Genomic DNA, 17,942 nt, shown 5'->3' with positions numbered 1-17,942 from the left:
TCCCTTGTCTCGAGCGGTGCGCTCCGGGGTAACGACAGGAACGGCCGGTGCCGGTTGCTGTGCACCAAGGCGCCAACGAACCAGCACAGCCAAAGCTGCACGCGCTTCTCCCCTCCAGACTTTAACTGTCGGTGCCGGAATTTCACCGGCTCAACCGTCCATTCCGGCGCGGGTGGCGCTGGAGCGGACGGGTCGCGGACTATCACCGCCGGTTCGGAATTACACCGACCCCGGAGCACGTTTGTGTGTATCAGTATTTCACAACCGGATTGGGCGTGTATCCATTCCCGTCACAAACCGGATCCGCCCGGGAGCCCTTAGTTCTTCTTCTCCGGCGTGAAGTCCACCCCGGCTTCCCTGCGCTGCTGCGCGGTGATCGGGGCGGGCGCCGCGGTCAGCGGGTCGAAGCCGCCGCCGGACTTCGGGAACGCGATGACGTCGCGGATGGACTCGGTGCCGGCCATCAGCGCGACGACGCGGTCCCAGCCGAATGCGATGCCGCCGTGAGGGGGCGCGCCGTACTTGAACCCTTCGAGCAGGAACCCAAACTTCTCCTGCGCGTCATCCTTGCTGATGCCCATGACCGAGAACACGCGTTCCTGCACATCGCGCTGGTGGATACGGATCGAGCCGCCACCAATCTCGTTGCCGTTACAGACAATGTCGTACGCGTAGGCCAGCGCGGTCTCCGGATCCTTGTCGAAAGTATCCTGGTACTCGGGCTTGGGCGAGGTGAAGGCGTGGTGCACAGCCGTCCACGCTCCCCCGCCAACCGCCACGTCGCCGGCTGCGACGGCCGCCGACGCCGGTTCGAACATCGGTGCATCGACCACCCAGACGAACGCCCAGGCCTTTGGGTCGATCAGACCGGTGCGGTGGCCGATCTCGACGCGTGCCGCGCCGAGCAGTGCGCGGGACGGGGTCTTCTCCCCGGCGGCGAAGAAAATGCAGTCGCCAGGGTTGGCGCCGACGGCGGAGGGCAGGCCGTCGCGCTCGGTGTCGGTGAGGTTCTTGGCGACGGGCCCGCGGAGACTGCCGTCGTCGTCGACGAGGACGTAGGCGAGGCCCTTCGCGCCGCGCTGCTTGGCCCATTCCTGCCAGGCGTCAAGCTGGCGGCGCGGCTGGGAGGCCCCGCCGGGCATTACGACGGCGCCGACGTAGGGTGCCTTGAACACGCCAAAATCGGTGTCCTTGAAGAAGTCGGTGAGCTCGGTCAGCTCCAGGCCGAAGCGCAGGTCGGGCTTGTCGGAGCCGAACCGGGCCATGGCGTCGGCGTAGGTCATCCGCTGGATCGGGGTGGGGATCTCGACGTCGATCAGCTGCCAGAGCGCCTTGACCAGGCTCTCGCCGAGGGCGATGACGTCGTCCTGCTCGACGAAGCTGGCTTCGATGTCGAGCTGCGTGAACTCGGGCTGGCGGTCCGCGCGGAAGTCCTCATCGCGGTAGCAGCGGGCAATCTGATAGTACTTTTCGAAGCCGCCGACCTGAAGGAGTTGCTTGAACAGTTGCGGTGACTGGGGCAGGGCATACCAGGAGCCGGGGGCCAGACGGGCTGGCACCACGAAGTCGCGGGCGCCCTCGGGGGTCGACCGGGTGAGGGTGGGGGTCTCAATCTCGACGAACCCGTCCTGATGCAGCAGTTCGCGCGCCACCCGGTTCGCTTCGGAGCGCAGCCGGAGGTTGGCGTTCGGCGCGGGCCGGCGCAGATCCAGGTAGCGGTGCTTCAGGCGGGCTTCCTCGCCCACCTCGACATGCTCGTCGATCTGGAAGGGAAGCGGGTCGGAGGTGTTCAGGATGGTCACCGTCTCGGCGATGACTTCGATGCCACCGGTGGCCAGCGCTGGGTTCTCGTTGCCCTCGGGCCGCTTCTCGACGGTGCCGGTGATCTGCAGGACGTATTCATTGCGCAGGCCGTGAAACACTTCCTCTTCCCGGACGACGACCTGGGCGAAGCCTGAAGCGTCGCGCAGGTCAAGGAATGCTACCCCGCCGTGATCTCGGCGGCGGGCTACCCAGCCTGCCAGGGTGACGGTGTGTCCAATGTGCTCAGTCCGTAGTGAACCGAGGTCATGTGTGCGCAGCACAGCATTCCTTCCGGGTGGAGGTGCGGGGCATCGATGGGCTACCCGCGTATGAAAAGATCGTCTCGTTCGAGTTTACCGGTGATACCGGAACCCACCCGCCACGGCAGGGGACCACAGATGGCACCGCCTAATCCGGCAGGGAACAATCCGCCTCCCACTGATCCACCGGGACTTCGGCGGCAGCTGGGCGGCTTCGACGCCACCACCGTGGGGATCGGCTCCATGATCGGCGCCGGGGTGTTTGTGGTGTTTGCCCCGGCAGCCGCGGCCGCCGGGAGTTGGCTCCCCCTGGCCGTGGCGATCGCCGGTTTCGTCGCGTACTGTAACGCGGCGGCCTCGGCGCAGCTCGCTGCGGTGCATCCGCAGAGTGGCGGCACGTACGTCTACGGGCGTCGTCAGCTCGGTCCCTGGCCGGGATTTGTCGCTGGCTGGAGTTTTGTCTCCGGTAAGACCGCCTCCTGCGCCGCGATGGCCCTGACCTTTGGCCTATACGCCGCCCCGGGCTTCGAGACCGCCGCAGCGGTTGCCGCGGTCGTGGGTCTGACGGTAGTGAATCTGCTAGGCGTCAGCCGAACCGCCCTGATGACCCGGATCATCGTGTCTCTGGTGGTTCCGGTCCTGGCGTTCGTGGTGGTCGCCGCCTTCGCCGCTCCCGCCCCGTCCGACCCGATCCCCCTGCCCACCACCTGGCTCGGGGTGCTGCAGGCGTCTGGGCTGCTGTTCTTCGCCTTTGCCGGGTATGCGCGGTTGGCCACCATGGGCGAAGAGGTGCGCGAGCCGCAACGCACCATCCCGGCAGCGATCTTCGGATCACTCGGCTTCACGCTGGTACTGTATTTGCTGCTCTCGTTTGGGCTGCTCTCCGCGCTCGGCCCGACGACGCTGGCCGGGTCCCCCGCACCACTCCTCGAGGTGTTCGCTGCCTCAACGTCAGGGGTCCCGACGGCGGCGGTCACCGTGGCGGCGGCGCTAGCCAGCCTCGGAGCCCTACTGGCCCTCATCGCCGGGGTGGGCAGGACCACCCTGGCCATGGCGCGGGAGGGCGACCTGCCCCGAGTGCTTGCCAGTATCTGGCAGCGCTTCGGAGTTCCCTATGCCGCGGACCTGGCGACCGCCGTCGTCGTCATTGGCTTACTTCTGGCCACCAATGTGCTCACGGTGGTGGGCTTCTCCAGCTTCGGGGTGCTGATCTACTATGCGATCACCAACCTGTCAGCGTTCACGCTGACGGACCGGCCGTGGCATTCGCCGCGGGCGCTGAACGTGGTCGGCTTCGCCGGGTGCGTGCTGCTGGCCCTGACCCTCCCGGCGTCGTCGGTGCTGACCATGCTCGCGGTCCTGACCGCCGGGGTGCTCGGCCGCGCCGTCGTCGTCAATGTGCGACGACGACGGGCCTGAGCTTTGGTGCGCGGGCGTCGGCTAGCCCTCTGAACGCAGCACCCTCGGCACCCGGTCGGCAGCCGGAGGGGACCAGGTGTCAGGGTCGGTTGGCTCCTGGGTACCGGTTCTGAGGTCCTTGACCTCGTGCGTCCCGTCCTCGGCCGTGAACCAGATAAACGGGATGCCACGCCGATCAGCGAACTTGATCTGCTTGCCGAACTTCTCGGCCGAGGCTGCCACCTCGGCGGAGATGCCCCGGCCACGCAGCGACGCGGCAATGTCCTGCGCGGCGGACCACGAACTGTCATCGGTGAGCGAGATCAGGACGGCGGTGGGGACCTGGCGGGAGACCGCGGTGAAGCCCTGGCTGAGGATCCGCGACACCAGCCGGGTAACCCCAATGGAGAGGCCGACGCCGGGGAAGGTGCGGTTGCCCTTGGCGGCCAGGCTGTCATAGCGGCCGCCGGAGCAGATGGAGCCCAACGACTCGTGCCCGTTGAGTACGGTCTCATAGACGGTGCCGGTGTAGTAGTCGAGGCCGCGGGCGATGCTGAGGTCCGCCACGACCCGGCCCGGGGCGCGCTTGGAGGCCTCGGCGATGACCTGCTCCAGCTCCCCGAGGCCCTCTTCGAGCAGTGGGTGGGTCACCCCGAGGGCGCGGACCTGGTCGACGAACGCCACGTCAGTGGTGCGGATAGAGGCGAGGCGGAGGGCAAGTGCTGCCTGCTCGGCGGTGGCACCAAGTTCGGTCTCAAGGAGCGCGGTCACCTTCTCGGCGCCGATCTTCTCCAGTTTGTCGATGCTCCGCAGCACACCAGCGGTGTCCTCAAGGCCGATCCCCCGGTAGAATCCCTCGGCCAGCTTCCGGTTGTTGACGCGCACGGTGAAGTCGGGGATGGGGAGGGCGGACAGGGCATCGACCACCACGAGGGCGAGTTCGACGTCGTACCGGAACGGGAGGACGCCGTCGCCCACCACATCGATGTCCGCCTGGGTGAACTCGCGGAACCGGCCATCCTGCGGGCGCTCGCCGCGCCAGCACTTCTGGATCTGGTAGCGCCGGAAGGGGAAGGCGAGGTGCCCCGAGTTTTCGACCACGTAGCGTGCGAACGGGACTGTGAGGTCATAGTGGAGGGCAAGGCCGTCGCCGGCACTGGGCGCGCGGCCGCCGTCGTCGTCGGCCTGCAGTCGGGAAACGGCGTAGACCTCTTTGTCGATGTCGCCCTTGCGTAGCAGGTGGGACACCGTCTCGACAGCGCGGGTCTCAATGTTGGAGAAGCCGTGCAGTTCGAACGTCTTGCGCAGCGTGTCCAGCACATGCAGCTCCACCAGTCGCTCCTCCGGCAGCCATTCTGGGAAACCTGACAGTGAGGCCTTGCGTGCCATACGGCTGAGCTCCTTGCAGTACGTAGCTTTCGGGTGACTGGTGCGGCATTCATTTTAGGGGCTGGGGTGGACCCACGCGAAACGCTTCGTCCCTTCCCCGGTCGCCACCTTCGCCGCCCACGGTGGTCAACCTGGGTATCGGTGAGCAGCTTTTCCCGCTCCGCGGTCGAGGTTGACCCCGCCAGTCCGGGTTGCTCACCGCAGCAGTCGGTCCGTGGCGGGCGCACTCGGTCCACGGTGAGCGCTACGAAATTCCGCTGCCGAACCCTTATGCGTAAAGTAACCTTTTAGGCTGCGCAGCACCGGGACGCAAAGCAGGAGCCGGTAGACGAGAGAGAACGGTCCCCCGGCCAGTGCTGTGACGATAGACTCAGGAGCCCTGAACTAGTTGCCGCGAGGTAGCAGGCAAACCAACGAGCGAAAGACTTCTAGCGGTGACACAAAGTCAGCAATCCGACGAAACACCCCGTGGCGACGAAACGTCAGGCGACGAGGTAGCCCCCACAGTCCCTGAACCGGCGGCAGAAGCCGCGGTAGTCGAGCCCAAGCCAGCTGAACCGGCGGCAGAAGCCGCGGTAGTCGAGCCCAAGCCAGCTGAACCGGCGGCAGAAGCCGCGGTAGTCGAGCCCAAGCCAGCTGAACCGGCGGCAGAAGCCGCCGAGACCGCAGCAACTGAAGAGACCCCGGCTCCTGAGTCGACCCCTCTGGCCGACCGCCCCGTGCCCCACCCGAGCACGACCCCCGGCGCCGCCCCGACCCCCGCTGCTACCCCGGCTCCCGCTGCCCCGACCCCCGGCGCGATGGCACCGCGTCCCGGGGCCAAGCCCGGCGGGAGGCCCGCTGGCAAACCCGGATCCCCAGTCGCCGCTCCCCCAGCGCACAGCACTTCCCTTAGCGAGGCGGCCAGGTTCGCCCGCGTCGAGGAGGACGGCCATGTGTTTCTGATCGTCAACGGCGAGGAGCACGCTGTTGGGCAGTACCCGGATGCGTCGAAGGATGAGGCGCTTGCCTACTTCGTCAGGAAGTACGACGACGTGGCCAGCCAGATTGTGCTCCTTGAGCAGCGGGTGCAGGCAAAGGCGCCGTCGGCTGACATGCAGAAGACGGCGGATCACCTGCGGGAACAGGTGGCCGAGAAGAAAATGGTCGGCGACGTGCTGGCGCTCGAAACCCGGCTTGACGCCCTGACCGGCTCGATCTCCGAACTCGTTACCGCCGAGAAAGCCGTCCAGGATGCGTTGAAGACCGCCGAGTTGGCGGCCCGCGAGGCGATTGTTGCCGAAGCTGAGGAGATCGCCGGCCGCGACCCTTCCACCGTCCAGTGGAAGGCCAGCAGCACCAGGATGAACGAGTTGTTCGAGACCTGGAAGGCCGCCCAGAAGAACGGCATCCGTCTTGGCCGCGGCACCGAGGACGGGTTGTGGAAGCGGTTCCGCGCGGCGCGCACCATTTTCGACCGTCATCGCCGCGCCTACTTCTCCCAGCTGGACACCGACAACGCCTCAGCCAAGCAGGCGAAGGAATCCCTCATCCAGCAGGCCGAGGCGCTGTCCACCTCCACCGATTGGGGCCACACCGCCGGCGAGTACCGCCGGCTGATGGACGAGTGGAAGGCCTCCAAACGGGCCAGCCGCAAGGACGACGACGCCCTCTGGGCCCGCTTCCGGGCCGCCCAGGACCGGTTCTTCACCGCGAGGAAGGCCACCAACGAGGCGATCGACGAGGAGTACGGAGCCAACCTGGTGGTCAAGGAAGCCTTGTTGGCGGAAGCTCGTCAGCTGTTGCCGATCAAGAACCTTGCCGCGGCGAAGAAGTCGCTGCAGTCCATCCGCGACCGCTGGGAGGAGGCCGGCAAGGTGCCGCGCTCCGACATGGGCCGCATCGAGGCTGGTATCCGTGAGGTTGAGGACGCAGTCAAGTCCGCTGACGACGCCCACTGGGAGCGGACCAACCCGGAGACTCAGGCCCGCACCAACAGCGCGCTGAGCCAGCTCGAAGCCACCATCGCAGCACTTCAGGACGATCTGGGTGCCGCCCAGAAGGCCGGCGACGCGAAGCGTATTGCCGCTGCCGGGGAGGCCTTGACGGCCCGCGAGCAGTGGCTGGAGATGCTCCGCAAGTCGGCGAAGGACTTCTCCTAGGATATTTTCCCGAGGACCCACGGGTCAGGACGATGCGCTGAAGCCCGGTTGACCAGAGTCTGGTTGGCCGGGCTTTGAGTTATCCACATCCGGACACCGGGGCTTTCGCTTTGCTGGGCAAGTCGGAATGCTAGTGCTATGTCCCAACACCTGCAGGGCGCGACCCCCGCAATGGACAGGGCAGAGCCGGTCACCTCAACCGGCGGTCTCCTGTTTCGTGCCAACGACATCTTCAGCACGGTTGAGCTGCAGGCCATGTGCAACGATGGCCTGCTCCACCGGGTGTGTGGGGAGTCGTATGCGCGTGCCGACCTCCATCTCGATCCGGTCTCCCGCGCACAATCAGCAATCCTGTGCGTCCCGGAACCGCTGCGTCCGAAGGTGGCCCTTGCCCGCCAGAGCGCTGCCTGGGTGTACGGCTGCGCCAGCCTACCCGGCACGGTCAATCTGGTGACCGACCATCGGCGTCGAACGACCGCCCTGCCACCCTTCAGTGACGCCCTGATGCATCAGGTGGCATTGGGTCCCCGCGACGTCAGGGTGCTGGGTGGGGTGGGTGTCACCTCACCCCTCAGGACTGCACTGGACGTTGCGGTTCACGGTCACGAATCGTGGGCGCTGCCAAGCCTCATTAGACTGGCCACCCAGCCGTCGCTGGGCTGCGATCTGGTTCTGGTAGTCAGGGCCCTTGAGGCAACTCGTCGTGTTCCCGGTAAGAACCGCGCCCTGGCTCGCCTACAGACAGCCATGCATTCGGGGCAGGACTAACAACTCAGCTACAGCCTCCGCTGGGCCCCGGTGGTGCGATAGACATCGAATACGCCGTCGATTCGACGCACGGCGTTGAGGATGTGGGTCAGATACTTCGGGTCGCCCATTTCGAAGGCGAACCGCGACAACGCAACCCGGTCCGTTGAGGTGTTGACGCTCGCGGCGAGAATATTGACGTGGTTTTCCGACAGGACCCGGGTGACGTCGGAGAGCAAGCTCTTGCGGTCAAGCGCCTCGACCTGGATTTCAACCAGGAACACGCTGGACTGGGTGGGCGCCCATTCGACCTCGACAATCCGGTCCGGCTGGTCGCGCAACTCCTCAACGTTGCGGCAATCAGTCCGGTGCACCGAGACACCCGAACCGCGGGTGACAAACCCGACGATCGGATCCGGTGGGACCGGTGTGCAACAACGGGCAATCTTGACCCAGACGTCCCCAACCCCACGCACTGTCACCCCCGAGTCGGAGAACTTGGGCCGGCGGGGGGTGGTGGCAACCGTTGATTCGGCGAGGCTCTCTTCGGCGCCCTCATTGCCGCCCATCAGTGCAACAAGGTGTTCGATCACGTTCTGCGCCGAGGAATGCCCATCCCCGACGGCGGCGTACAGGGCGGCAATGTCGGCGTGCCGGAGTTCCTGGGCGACGGCCATCAGCGCATCATGGGTCATCATGCGCTGCAGCGGCAGGTTCTGCTTACGCATGGCACGCGTGAGCAGTTCCTTGCCCTTCTCAATCGCCTCTTCGCGGCGTTCCTTGGTGAACCATTGCCGGATCTTGTTGCGAGCCCGCGGGCTCTTGACGAAACCCTGCCAATCCTGGCTTGGCCCGGCGCCCTCGGCCTTTGAGGTGAAAATCTCCACCCAGTCACCGTGGTTGAGCTCGCTGTTCAAGGGGATCAGCTTGCCGTTGACCCGCGCGCCGATGGTTCGGTGGCCCACCTCGGTGTGCACGGCGTAGGCGAAGTCGACCGGCGTCGAGCCGAACGGCAACGCCATCACCTCGCCTTTGGGGGTAAACACGAAGACTTCCCGCGCGTTGATCTCGAAGCGAAGTGAATCCAGGAACTCATCGGGGTCAGAGGTCTCCTGCTGCCAGTCGACGAGGCTCCGCAACCAGCCCATGTCGCTGTTGTCGGGTCCGTCACCGACTTTCGCCCCGATGCCCTTATACTTCCAGTGCGCTGCCACACCGTACTCGGCACGGCGGTGCATGTCGTGGGTCCGGATCTGGATTTCCACGGGACGCCCACCCGGCCCGATGACCGTGGTGTGCAACGACTGGTACATGTTGAACTTGGGCATCGCTATGTAGTCTTTGAACCGGCCCGGGAGCGGGTTCCAGCGGGCGTGCAGTTGCCCGAGCGTGGCGTAGCAGTCCCTGACACTATCCACCAGGACCCGGATCCCCATCAGGTCGTGGATATCGTCGAAGTCCTTGCCGCGGACAATCATTTTTTGATAGATCGAGTAGTAGTGCTTTGGTCGCCCGGTGATGGCGGCCTTGATCCTGACCGACCGGAGGTCCTCACCGATTTGGGTGCGCACCACCGACAGGTGCTTCTCACGCTCGGGGGTGCGATCACCCACCATCCGCACAATCTCTTCGTAAACCTTCGGGTGCAGCGCAGCGAAGGACAGATCCTCGAGCTCCCACTTGATGGTGTTCATCCCGAGCCGGTGGGCCAGCGGGGCGAAAATCTCGAGGGTTTCGCGTGCTTTCCTGGCCGACGACTCGGGTGAGACAAACCGCCACGTCCGCGCGTTGTGGAGCCGGTCGGCAAGTTTGATCACCAGCACCCTGATGTCCTTGGCCATGGCGACGACCATCTTGCGGACTGTCTCCGCTTGCGCGGCGTCCCCGAAGGACACCTTGTCCAGTTTGGTCACCCCGTCCACCAGCATCGCCACTTCGGCGCCGAAGTCCCGTTTGATGTCGTCGAGGGTGCACGAGGTGTCCTCAACGGTGTCGTGCAGCAGTGCGGCGGCGAGGGTGGTGCCGGTCATCCCCAACTCGGCGAGGATGGTCGCGACGGCGACCGGATGGGTGATATACGGGTCGCCGCTTTTCCGTTTCTGGCCGTCATGGCTACGCTCGGCAACCAGGTACGCCCGCTGGATGAGGTCCAGGTCCTCTTTGGGGTTGTTGGCCCTGACCGTGCGGAGCAGCGGTTCGAGTACCGGCGAGTACCCGGGCGCTCCCCTGCCCGTCAGCCGTGCCAGTCGGGATCGGGGGCGGACTTTCCGCTCTGGCAGTGCGCTATGGTCGGCGCTGCCCGCTGAGGGGGCCGACGACGGCGACGCTGCCGCAGCGTCGCTGCGGACCGGTGGGGTGGCCGCCGGGGGTGCTGGCACCTGTTCGAGCTGCGCGGTTGACGGGCGCGAGGTGGCGCCGGGACGCTGCTCACGGCTATCCGTGTCTGCCCGCTCTGCTGGACCACTGGCTTCTGCCACGTACCACTCCGATTCCTCACCCGCCAGACGGCTGACGGGCATTACACCACGCCACTTCTCCGGCGTGCATCCTTAAGTCTAGACGTGCAAACCAAACCGTCGTGCACACTTCTCCGGGGGCGGACGGACCGGGCCTGGAAACGACTGTGTCCTGAACCCCACAGGGGTCCAGGACACGGTCGGTCATGGTCTGAGACGCACGGCGCCAATTAGGTCGCCGGGACGGTCTCCGCCGCTTCAACCGACCTGCGCTGGAGCACCCGCTTCTCCTGGCGTTTGATGTCTGGTTCCCGCATCCGCAGCCATGCGTACATCGGCGCCGCCACGAAGAGGGTGGTGATGGTGCCCATGATGATGCCGATGAAGAGAGCGAGGGAGAGGTCCCGCAGGGTGCCCGCTCCGAGGAGCAGCGCCCCGATGAAAAGGATAGAGGCGACCGGCAGCACGGCCACCACCGAGGTGTTGATGGAGCGGACCAGAGTCTGGTTGACCGCAAGGTTGACCTGCTCGGCGAACGTCCGCTTCGTTGAAACATCTAGGTCCGCGGTGTTCTCTCTGACCTTGTCGAAGACCACGACCGTGTCGTAGAGCGAGTAGCTGAGCACCGTGAGGAAGCCGATCACCGCTGACGGGGTGACCTCAAAGTCGCTCAGCGCGTACAGACCGGCTGTCACGGTCATCACCACCACCAGAGCGGCGAGTGCTGCGACGGACATCTTCCAGGTCCTGAAGTAGACGGCCATCAGCACCGCGGCAAGGGCGACGAAGACCACCAGCCCGATGAGCGCCTGACGACTGACGTCCTCACCCCAAGTCGGCCCCACGAAGGTGGAGGTGACTTCCTCGGCTGTGACGTCGTAGGCGCCGATTAGCGAATCCCTGACGCTGAGCGTTTCGTCGTCGGAGAGGCGCTCGGTCTGGATGCGCATCGTCTGCGGGGCGATGTTCGTGACGCTCGGAACAGCGTCGGCGACGACGTCGGTGACTGCCCGCTCGCCAAGCGCGACGTCGGTGTTCTCAACGCTGGACACGGTGAACTCGGACCCACCGCGGAAGTCGATCCCGAGGTTGAACCCGCCTTTGACCACAGGGATCAGGATGGACACCAGGACAGCTACCGCTGCAATGGTGAACCACAGTTTGCGCTTCCCCACGAAGGGGTAGGACCGTTTGCCCGAGTAGAGGTCGTTGCCAAACTTGGCAAAGCTGAAGCCCCGCATTTACTTGTCCTTCTCTTCGGTGCCATTGCTGCGCGCGGCAAGAGCTTTTTGTTCGGCCAGCCGCCGCTCTGCGATAGTGGTGCGCCGGGCGATTTCGCCTGACACTGCCTTGTTCTTGGTGCGGCCGGCGGCAGCCATCTCGGGGGTGGCCGAGGGCATCCGGATCCTGCCTGCGCCACGGTACAGCGGCATGACGCCGAGCTTCTTCGGATCGAGACCCGAGAACCGGTGTCCTTCCCCGAAGAACTTGGTCTTGGCCAGCAGCCGCATGACCGGCTGGGTGAACAGGAAGACCACGATCAGGTCGGCGACGGCGGTCAGGCCGAGGGTGAAGGCGAACCCGCGCACGTTACCCACCGCCACGAAGTACAGCACGACGGCGGCGAGCAGGTTGACTGCCTTTGAGGCCAGGACCGTGCGTTTTGCCCTGCGCCAGCCGTTCTCGACTGCAGATACCAGGCCGCGACCGTCCCTGAGCTCATCGCGAATTCGTTCGAAGTAGACGATGAAGGAGTCGGCGGTCTGCCCGATCGCTACGATCAGGCCCGCAACGCCCGCCAGGGACAGGCGGTAATTCTCGGTCCAACCGAGAATACAGATGGCCAGGTAGGTCAGCAGACCGGCGACGACGAGGGAGGTGATCGTGACCAGCCCCAGCATCCGGTACTGGAAGATTGAGTAGACGGCCACCAGGATGAGGCCGATGATGCCGGCGATGAGCCCCAGCCGGAGCTGGTCGGCTCCCAGGGTCGCCGATATCTGCTGTTCGCTCTGGATCTCGAAGCTGATGGGAAGAGCGCCGTACTTCAGCTGTTCGGCCAATGCTGCTGCCGACTCTTCGGTGAAGCTGCCACTGATGGAGGGCTGGCCGTTGGGGATCACCACGTTGGTGGTGGGGGCGGAGATGATGGTTCCGTCGAGCACAATGGCGAACTGGTTCCGCGGATCGCCCTCCCCGAAAGCGAACAACCGTTCAGTGACTCCGCGGAAGATTTCACTGCCTTCGGCGTTGAACTGGATGTTGACGGCCCAGGTGTTAAGCGACTGACCCTGGGGGCTGCGCTGCATGCCGAAGTCGGCTGTGTCGATGTCGGTGCCCGGCACCTCCACCGGCCCGAGGATGTACTTACCCTGGGTGCCCGGCTCGCAGGCAACCAGCGGCTCGTCGGCTGGTGCCGCTTCCTCAGCCGGTTGGAGTGCCTCAGGGGAGGTGCAGTCCAGGGCTTCAAATTCGGAGAGAACCTCGCCGGTGATCCAGTTTGGATCGCTGGCGTCGGTGGGTTCGGCGGTGGGGACGGGCAGTTCCTCCTCGGGGGTCGGCGTCTCAGCCGCAGGCGCTTGCCCCGCGCCGCCGAATAGGACTGGACGGAATTCCATTTGCGCGGATGCCTGGATCAACTCACGGGTCTCGGCGTCGGGGATGCCGGGCAGTGAAACAATGACGTTGCGGCCCGACTCGGTGTTGATTTCGGCCTCGGCCACACCGCTGCCGTCGACGCGCTGCCTGATGATCTCGACCGCCTGGTCGAGCTGCTCTTCGGTGATCTCTTCGCCGCCGCCCTGTACCTGCGGCGCCAGGATCATCTGGGTTCCGCCCTCAAGGTCAAGAGCCAGTTTGGGGCTCCAGCTCGCGGTGCTCCAGACGGACCCGCTGCCCAAGAGAACCGCAAGTAAAGCGAACATAACGCCGAGCCAAACGAGGGTCCGTTTGGCTGCCGTGCCTGGGCCGGTACGAGGCATGTGGAATTTCCTTTTATCGAGAGCGCACGCTGGGGTGGATCTGAGAGCGGTAGGGCCAACGCCGCGTCGACGCTGGCCCCACCCGGGCGCTAGTTGTCTTTGTTGTCCCGCTTGTTGTCATAGTCCGGACGGAGCTCGTCCTCCGGACGGGATGCAGGTCGCTCAGGGTCCGAGCCGGGAAGTACCTCGTCCTGGCGGGGCTGATCCTGGCCTTCGACAGTGGCGGCCCGGGCGGCGGTGGTCCGGGAGTCGGCGACCGGGGTGTCCGCACCGTGGCTGGTCAGCGAGGAAGCGTCGTCGGGGACGGCTGGCGTTTCGTCGTCGTCATCGGCGGGTTCGGGCTGAACCACCTTGGTGAGGGTCTGCATGTGGACCGTGGCCGTGGCGCCCGGACCGAGCTGCAGGAGCGCCTTATTGGCTTCTTCATCGAGTGAGATAACGGTGCCGAAGAGGCCGAAGTTGGTCATCACTTCGGTGCCGGGAACCATTTGGGTACGCTGCTCCTTGATGGTCTTCTGGGTCTTCCGCTGCCTCCGGAACATCATGAAGATCAATACTCCGAGCGCCAACGGCAGGAGCAGGTTGAAAATGTCAAAACCTGGATCTTGGGCGGCAGACTGGGCTAAAAGGGTGGGGAACACAGGGTGATTCCGTTTCTATATCTTGGGATCCGCACGCACCTGACGTGCCGCACGTCATATCAGTGTAAAGGGAAACGTGATGGTGCGCGTCCTGCCGGCTCGCCTACCCCTCGGTGTTGGCCCATTCTGTTACCTCGTCGTTGTCGCTGCCAAGGTTGCTGTCACCGAGGTTGTTCTCACTCAGGGTGTCTTCTTCGGACAGCACGGTGAACAGGTCTTCCGGCATGGCCGCAGCAACAGTGGCCGGCATGACCAGGCCAAGGTGGTCCCAGGCCACCCAGGTGGCGATCCGGCCACGGGGGGTCCGTCCGAGCATCCCTTCCCGCACCAGGAACGGTTCAGCGACCGTCTCGACAGTCTCAGGCTCTTCGCCGACGGCGATGGCCAGCGTGGACAAGCCCACCGGACCGCCGTTGAACTTGGTGATCAGGGCGGTCAGGACCGCCCGGTCGAGACGATCAAGGCCCTTGGCGTCCACCTCATACATGTCCAGCGCCGCCCCGGCGCAGCGCGCGTCGATCAGGTCGACGCCGTGCACCAGCGCCCAGTCGCGGACCCGGCGCAGCAGGCGGTTGGCGATACGGGGCGTGCCGCGGGACCGCCCGGCCACCTCGGAAAAGGCAGCCGAATTCACCTTCATATCCATCAGCATCGCCGACCGGCGCAGCACCAGCTCAAGCTCCGCCGTCGAATAAAACTCGAGGTGTCCGGTGAAACCGAACCGGTCACGCAGCGGGCCGGGCAGCAGGCCGGCTCGCGTAGTGGCACCCACCAGGGTAAACGGCGGCAGGTCCAGCGGGATCGCGGTCGCTCCGGGACCCTTGCCGACAATGATGTCGACCCGGAAGTCCTCCATCGCCATGTACAGCATTTCCTCGGCGGGCCGGGACATGCGGTGGATTTCGTCGAGGAACAGCACCTCCCCGTCGGTGAGTGAGGAGAGGATAGCTGCGAGGTCGCCGGCGTGCTGGATGGCCGGCCCGGAACTGATCCGCAGCGGAGCGTTCATCTCGGCGGCGATAATCATTGCCAGCGTGGTCTTGCCCAGTCCCGGCGGGCCGGACAACAGCACATGATCGGCCGTCCTGCCGCGCAGCCGTGAGGCTTCCAGCACCAACGACAGCTGTCGGCGGACCCGCTGCTGCCCCACAAAGTCGTCAAGGTTCTTGGGGCGCAGCGCTGCCTCGACCGCCCGGTCCTCGGGGTCACCGGCGGGTGCGACCACGGGGGTCTCCTCCCCCGTTGCTGCGTCGTCGCGGGCCATCAGCTGACCCGGCTACGTGCTGACGCCCGGGCACCGTCCTGGCCGAGCCTGCGCAGAGTGAGCTTCAGGATGGCTCCGACGTCGCCCGTCGCGGCCACCTCGGGTGCTTCGGCGGTTGCTGCGTCGATCGCGGCTGTGGCGTCCTTTTCCGACCAACCGAGCCCCATCATCGCTGTCAGGACCTGTCCCTGCCAGCTATTCTTCGGCGTCGTCCCGGTGGTGCCCAGGGGAATTAGCTTGTCAGCCAGTTCCAGCACAATCCGGCGGGCGCCCTTCGGTCCGATGCCGGGCACCCTGCTGAACGCCTTGTCGTCGCCGGACGACGCGGCCACCCGGATGGCCTCCGGCGTGTGCACGGCCAGCACCGCCAATGCCAGCCGGGGGCCGACGCCGCTGACGCCGAGGAGCGTGTCGAACACCTCACGCTGATCGGCTTCCTCGAACCCGAAGAGCGTCATGGAATCCTCGCGGACGATCATCGCGGTGAACACCTGGGCTTCCTGCCCGGTACGGAGGGTAGCAAGCGTCTGCGGGGTGGCAAGGATCTGCATACCAAACCCGTTGACGTCCAGCACGGCCGAGTTGAGGCCAACGTGGCTAACGGTGCCGCGGAGGGAACTGATCATGCGCGCTACTCCAAAATTTCTATCCGAACATATCTACGAACAGCGTACTGGTCTTCTCGGACTTTCTCCGGAGCGCCACACCGTCGGGTTACCGGCGTCGTCGGGCTTTCGCCTCGGCCTCGGCCCAGATCCGTTGCGCCGCCGTCGCTGTCCCGCCGTGGGCCGACGCGCGATTGGCGGCGACCCCCTGCCGCCAGGCGTGCGTGATGGCCAGCGCAAGGGCATCGGCGGCGTCGGCGGGTTTGGGCGCCGTGTCGAGTCGGAGAATCTTCGTCACCATCTTGGTAACCGCCGCCTTGTCCGACTGGCCGTTGCCCGTCACTGCAGCCTTCACCTCGGTGGGTGTGTGGAGGGCCACCGGGATGCCGCGCCGGGCCGCCGCGACCATGACGACGCCGGAGGCCTGGGCTGTACCCATCACCGTGCTCACGTTGAGTTGGCTGAACACGCGTTCGACGGCGAGCACGTCGGGTGAGTGGGCGTCGAGCCATTCATCGACTGCATCGGAGATGACGAGCAGCCGCCGGTCCAGCAATTGGTCGGCGGGTGTGCCCACCACCCCCACGGCCACGAGAGTCGACCGCCGGTTGGGCTCAATGTCGACGACGGCCAGCCCGCACCGGGTCAGGCCCGGGTCGACTCCCATGACGCGCAGGGTCATGCGACGGCCCGGCGGTGCTGCGGCGGGGCTGAAGGGGTAGCCACTGGGTTAGTCGTCGCCATCCAGTTCGGCCAGCACCTCATCCGAAAGATCGGCGTTGGAGTACACGTTCTGGACGTCGTCGAGGTCCTCCAGCGCGTCGACCAGGCGGATGAACTTGCGGGCGCCGTCGGCGTCGAGCTCCACCTGCATGGACGGGACGAACTCAGCCTCGTCGGTGTCGTAGTCGATGCCGGCTTCCTCAAGCCCCGCCACCACGGCGCGAAGATCCTGAGGTTCGGAAATGACCTCAAAGCGTCCCGCAGTCTCCTTGACTTCCTCGGCACCGGCGTCGAGCACTGCCAGCAACAGATCGTCCTCGGTGAGCTCGCTGGCTGGCAGCGTCACCACACCCTTCCGGGTGAAGAGGTAGGCCACGGACCCTGGATCGGCCATCGATCCACCGTTGCGGGTGACCCCCAACCGGACCTCCGAGGCGGCGCGGTTCTTGTTGTCGGTGAGGCACTCAATCAGCAGGGCTGAACCCTGCGGGCCGCGGGCCTCATACATGATGGTCTGATATTCGACGGCGTCGCCCAGCAGACCGGCGCCGCGCTTCACTGCGCGGTTAATATTGTCGATCGGCACCGAAGTCTTCTTCGCCTTCTGTACCGCAAGCTCGAGCCCCGGGTTGCCTGCCAGATCGGCACCGCCCGCACGGGAGGCGACCTCGATGTTCTTGATCAGCTTGGCAAAGGATTTGGCGCGCTTCGCATCAATCGCGGCCTTCTTGTGTTTGGTGGTTGCCCATTTAGAGTGCCCCGACATGATCTACCGTTCTCCTTAGGATCATCTGCATAAACAATTGGTGAATCCGCCGCTCCCCGGTTACCTCGGGATGAAAGCTGGTGGCGAGGAGGTTCCCCGACCGCACCGCAACAATCCTAGCGACCCGGTGGGTTTCCGGTTGCTGCAGTTCCGTGCCAGGCGCCCGTCCCGGCACAGCGGCCAGCACCTCAACCGAGTCCCCGACCCGCTCAACCCAGGGTGCGCGAATGAAGACGGCACGCACCGGCGGGACGGTGCCGGAATCGTCAGGGGCCAGCCCCGAGAACTCAAGGTCAGTCTCGAAGGAATCCCGTTGCCTACCGAATGCGTTGCGGCGCACTACGATGTCGAGCCCGCCCAGCGTCTGCTGCGGGCAGCCCTGCTGGTCTGTCGCCGGATCGGCGATGGCATCGGCCAGCATGATCATGCCCGCGCATGACCCGTAGACGGGCAGCCCGGACCCGATCAGCTTACGCAACGGTTCGGCCAGGTCGAAAGCCCTGGTGAGTTTATCCATGGCAGTGGATTCACCGCCCGGGATAATCAGGCCGTCCAGCCTGGCCAGTTCGGTTGGCCGGCGGATAGCACTGGCACGGCCCCCCAGGGACTCGATCGTGCTGATGTGTTCTCGCACGTCACCCTGGACGGCCAACACGCCGACGTGCACACCGGATGAGTCCGGTGCGGGAAAAGTGGTCATCCATCCATTCTAGGTTGGGGCGCGGCGCTGGGGAGAAACGGCCGCCCCGACTGCGATAAGTTAGGTGT

14 protein-coding genes and 1 riboswitch are annotated in these 17,942 nt (G+C 65.5%); of the genes, 3 read left to right on the top strand and 11 right to left on the bottom strand.

Going from position 1 to position 17,942, the window contains the following annotated elements:
* Positions 1 to 98: 98 nt before the first annotated feature.
* Positions 99 to 242, bottom strand: a riboswitch (FMN riboswitch).
* A 75-nt stretch (positions 243 to 317) separates the two neighbouring features.
* Positions 318 to 2,084 (bottom strand): aspartate--tRNA ligase, encoded by a 1,767-nt coding sequence (gene aspS / locus ACX80O_RS11565; RefSeq protein WP_459333538.1) that lies wholly within the window; start codon positions 2,082 to 2,084, stop codon positions 318 to 320.
* A gap of 117 nt (positions 2,085 to 2,201) precedes the next feature.
* On the opposite strand from aspS, the gene ACX80O_RS11560 reads away from it, so the two are divergent.
* Entirely contained in the window at positions 2,202 to 3,482 is a 1,281-nt protein-coding gene (locus ACX80O_RS11560; protein ID WP_459333537.1) for an APC family permease, read from the top strand.
* Positions 3,483 to 3,503: 21 nt separating this feature from the next.
* Here ACX80O_RS11560 and hisS read toward each other — a convergent pair whose 3' ends face one another.
* Positions 3,504 to 4,850, bottom strand: a complete 1,347-nt coding sequence (hisS, locus tag ACX80O_RS11555; protein ID WP_459333536.1) for a histidine--tRNA ligase — start codon at positions 4,848 to 4,850, stop codon at positions 3,504 to 3,506.
* A gap of 434 nt (positions 4,851 to 5,284) precedes the next feature.
* Between hisS and ACX80O_RS11550 the strand changes: the two genes are divergently transcribed.
* Complete coding sequence (locus ACX80O_RS11550) at positions 5,285 to 6,991, top strand: DUF349 domain-containing protein (protein ID WP_459333535.1); 1,707 nt, start codon at positions 5,285 to 5,287, stop codon at positions 6,989 to 6,991.
* Between the two features lie 138 nt (positions 6,992 to 7,129).
* Positions 7,130 to 7,759: a hypothetical protein gene (locus tag ACX80O_RS11545; RefSeq protein ID WP_459333534.1), complete on the top strand. Its 630-nt coding sequence runs from the start codon at positions 7,130 to 7,132 to the stop codon at positions 7,757 to 7,759.
* Between the two features lie 8 nt (positions 7,760 to 7,767).
* Here ACX80O_RS11545 and ACX80O_RS11540 read toward each other — a convergent pair whose 3' ends face one another.
* From ACX80O_RS11540 to pdxT, 9 genes are all read right to left on the bottom strand, one after another.
* On the bottom strand, positions 7,768 to 10,257 hold the full coding sequence (locus ACX80O_RS11540) for a RelA/SpoT family protein (RefSeq protein ID WP_459333533.1): 2,490 nt from the start codon (positions 10,255 to 10,257) through the stop codon (positions 7,768 to 7,770).
* A gap of 167 nt (positions 10,258 to 10,424) precedes the next feature.
* Positions 10,425 to 11,435 (bottom strand): protein translocase subunit SecF, encoded by a 1,011-nt coding sequence (gene secF / locus ACX80O_RS11535; protein WP_459307763.1) that lies wholly within the window; start codon positions 11,433 to 11,435, stop codon positions 10,425 to 10,427.
* Positions 11,436 to 13,175 (bottom strand): protein translocase subunit SecD, encoded by a 1,740-nt coding sequence (secD, locus tag ACX80O_RS11530; RefSeq protein WP_459307764.1) that lies wholly within the window; start codon positions 13,173 to 13,175, stop codon positions 11,436 to 11,438. It lies immediately after the preceding gene.
* Between the two features lie 89 nt (positions 13,176 to 13,264).
* A complete protein-coding gene (locus tag ACX80O_RS11525) occupies positions 13,265 to 13,816 on the bottom strand; it encodes a preprotein translocase subunit YajC (protein ID WP_459333532.1) in 552 nt (183 codons plus the stop codon).
* Positions 13,817 to 13,919: 103 nt separating this feature from the next.
* A complete protein-coding gene (gene ruvB, locus ACX80O_RS11520) occupies positions 13,920 to 15,080 on the bottom strand; it encodes a Holliday junction branch migration DNA helicase RuvB (RefSeq protein ID WP_459333531.1) in 1,161 nt (386 codons plus the stop codon).
* The gene (gene ruvA, locus ACX80O_RS11515; RefSeq protein WP_459307767.1) at positions 15,080 to 15,706 is read right to left on the bottom strand and encodes a Holliday junction branch migration protein RuvA; all 627 of its coding nucleotides are present in this window, start codon (positions 15,704 to 15,706) and stop codon (positions 15,080 to 15,082) included. Before ruvA ends, ruvB begins: the two co-directional genes overlap by 1 nt.
* Positions 15,707 to 15,794: 88 nt before the next feature.
* Complete coding sequence (gene ruvC / locus ACX80O_RS11510) at positions 15,795 to 16,367, bottom strand: crossover junction endodeoxyribonuclease RuvC (protein ID WP_459333530.1); 573 nt, start codon at positions 16,365 to 16,367, stop codon at positions 15,795 to 15,797.
* Between the two features lie 48 nt (positions 16,368 to 16,415).
* Positions 16,416 to 17,174 (bottom strand): YebC/PmpR family DNA-binding transcriptional regulator, encoded by a 759-nt coding sequence (locus ACX80O_RS11505; RefSeq protein WP_459307769.1) that lies wholly within the window; start codon positions 17,172 to 17,174, stop codon positions 16,416 to 16,418.
* Positions 17,158 to 17,874 carry a pyridoxal 5'-phosphate synthase glutaminase subunit PdxT gene (pdxT, locus tag ACX80O_RS11500; RefSeq protein WP_459333529.1) on the bottom strand — a complete coding sequence of 239 codons (717 nt, stop codon included), beginning with the start codon at positions 17,872 to 17,874 and terminating at the stop codon, positions 17,158 to 17,160. Before pdxT ends, ACX80O_RS11505 begins: the two co-directional genes overlap by 17 nt.
* Positions 17,875 to 17,942 lie beyond the last annotated feature (68 nt).

It is taken from the genome of Arthrobacter glycogeni (assembly GCF_054511155.1).
This window is presented reverse-complemented; position numbering and strand designations above follow the sequence as displayed.

Bases quoted from the DNA above. Each gene is read 5' to 3' on its own strand.
- pdxT (WP_459333529.1), bottom strand. From the start codon at position 17,874: ATGACCACTTTTCCCGCACCGGACTCATCCGGTGTGCACGTCGGCGTG.
- ruvA (WP_459307767.1), bottom strand. From the start codon at position 15,706: ATGATCAGTTCCCTCCGCGGCACCGTTAGCCACGTTGGCCTCAACTCG.
- ACX80O_RS11545 (WP_459333534.1), top strand. From the start codon at position 7,130: ATGTCCCAACACCTGCAGGGCGCGACCCCCGCAATGGACAGGGCAGAG.
- secD (WP_459307764.1), bottom strand. From the start codon at position 13,175: ATGCCTCGTACCGGCCCAGGCACGGCAGCCAAACGGACCCTCGTTTGG.
- ACX80O_RS11540 (WP_459333533.1), bottom strand. From the start codon at position 10,257: ATGCCCGTCAGCCGTCTGGCGGGTGAGGAATCGGAGTGGTACGTGGCA.
- secF (WP_459307763.1), bottom strand. From the start codon at position 11,435: ATGCGGGGCTTCAGCTTTGCCAAGTTTGGCAACGACCTCTACTCGGGC.
- ACX80O_RS11505 (WP_459307769.1), bottom strand. From the start codon at position 17,174: ATGTCGGGGCACTCTAAATGGGCAACCACCAAACACAAGAAGGCCGCG.
- ruvB (WP_459333531.1), bottom strand. From the start codon at position 15,080: ATGGCCCGCGACGACGCAGCAACGGGGGAGGAGACCCCCGTGGTCGCA.
- hisS (WP_459333536.1), bottom strand. From the start codon at position 4,850: ATGGCACGCAAGGCCTCACTGTCAGGTTTCCCAGAATGGCTGCCGGAG.
- ruvC (WP_459333530.1), bottom strand. From the start codon at position 16,367: ATGACCCTGCGCGTCATGGGAGTCGACCCGGGCCTGACCCGGTGCGGG.
- ACX80O_RS11560 (WP_459333537.1), top strand. From the start codon at position 2,202: ATGGCACCGCCTAATCCGGCAGGGAACAATCCGCCTCCCACTGATCCA.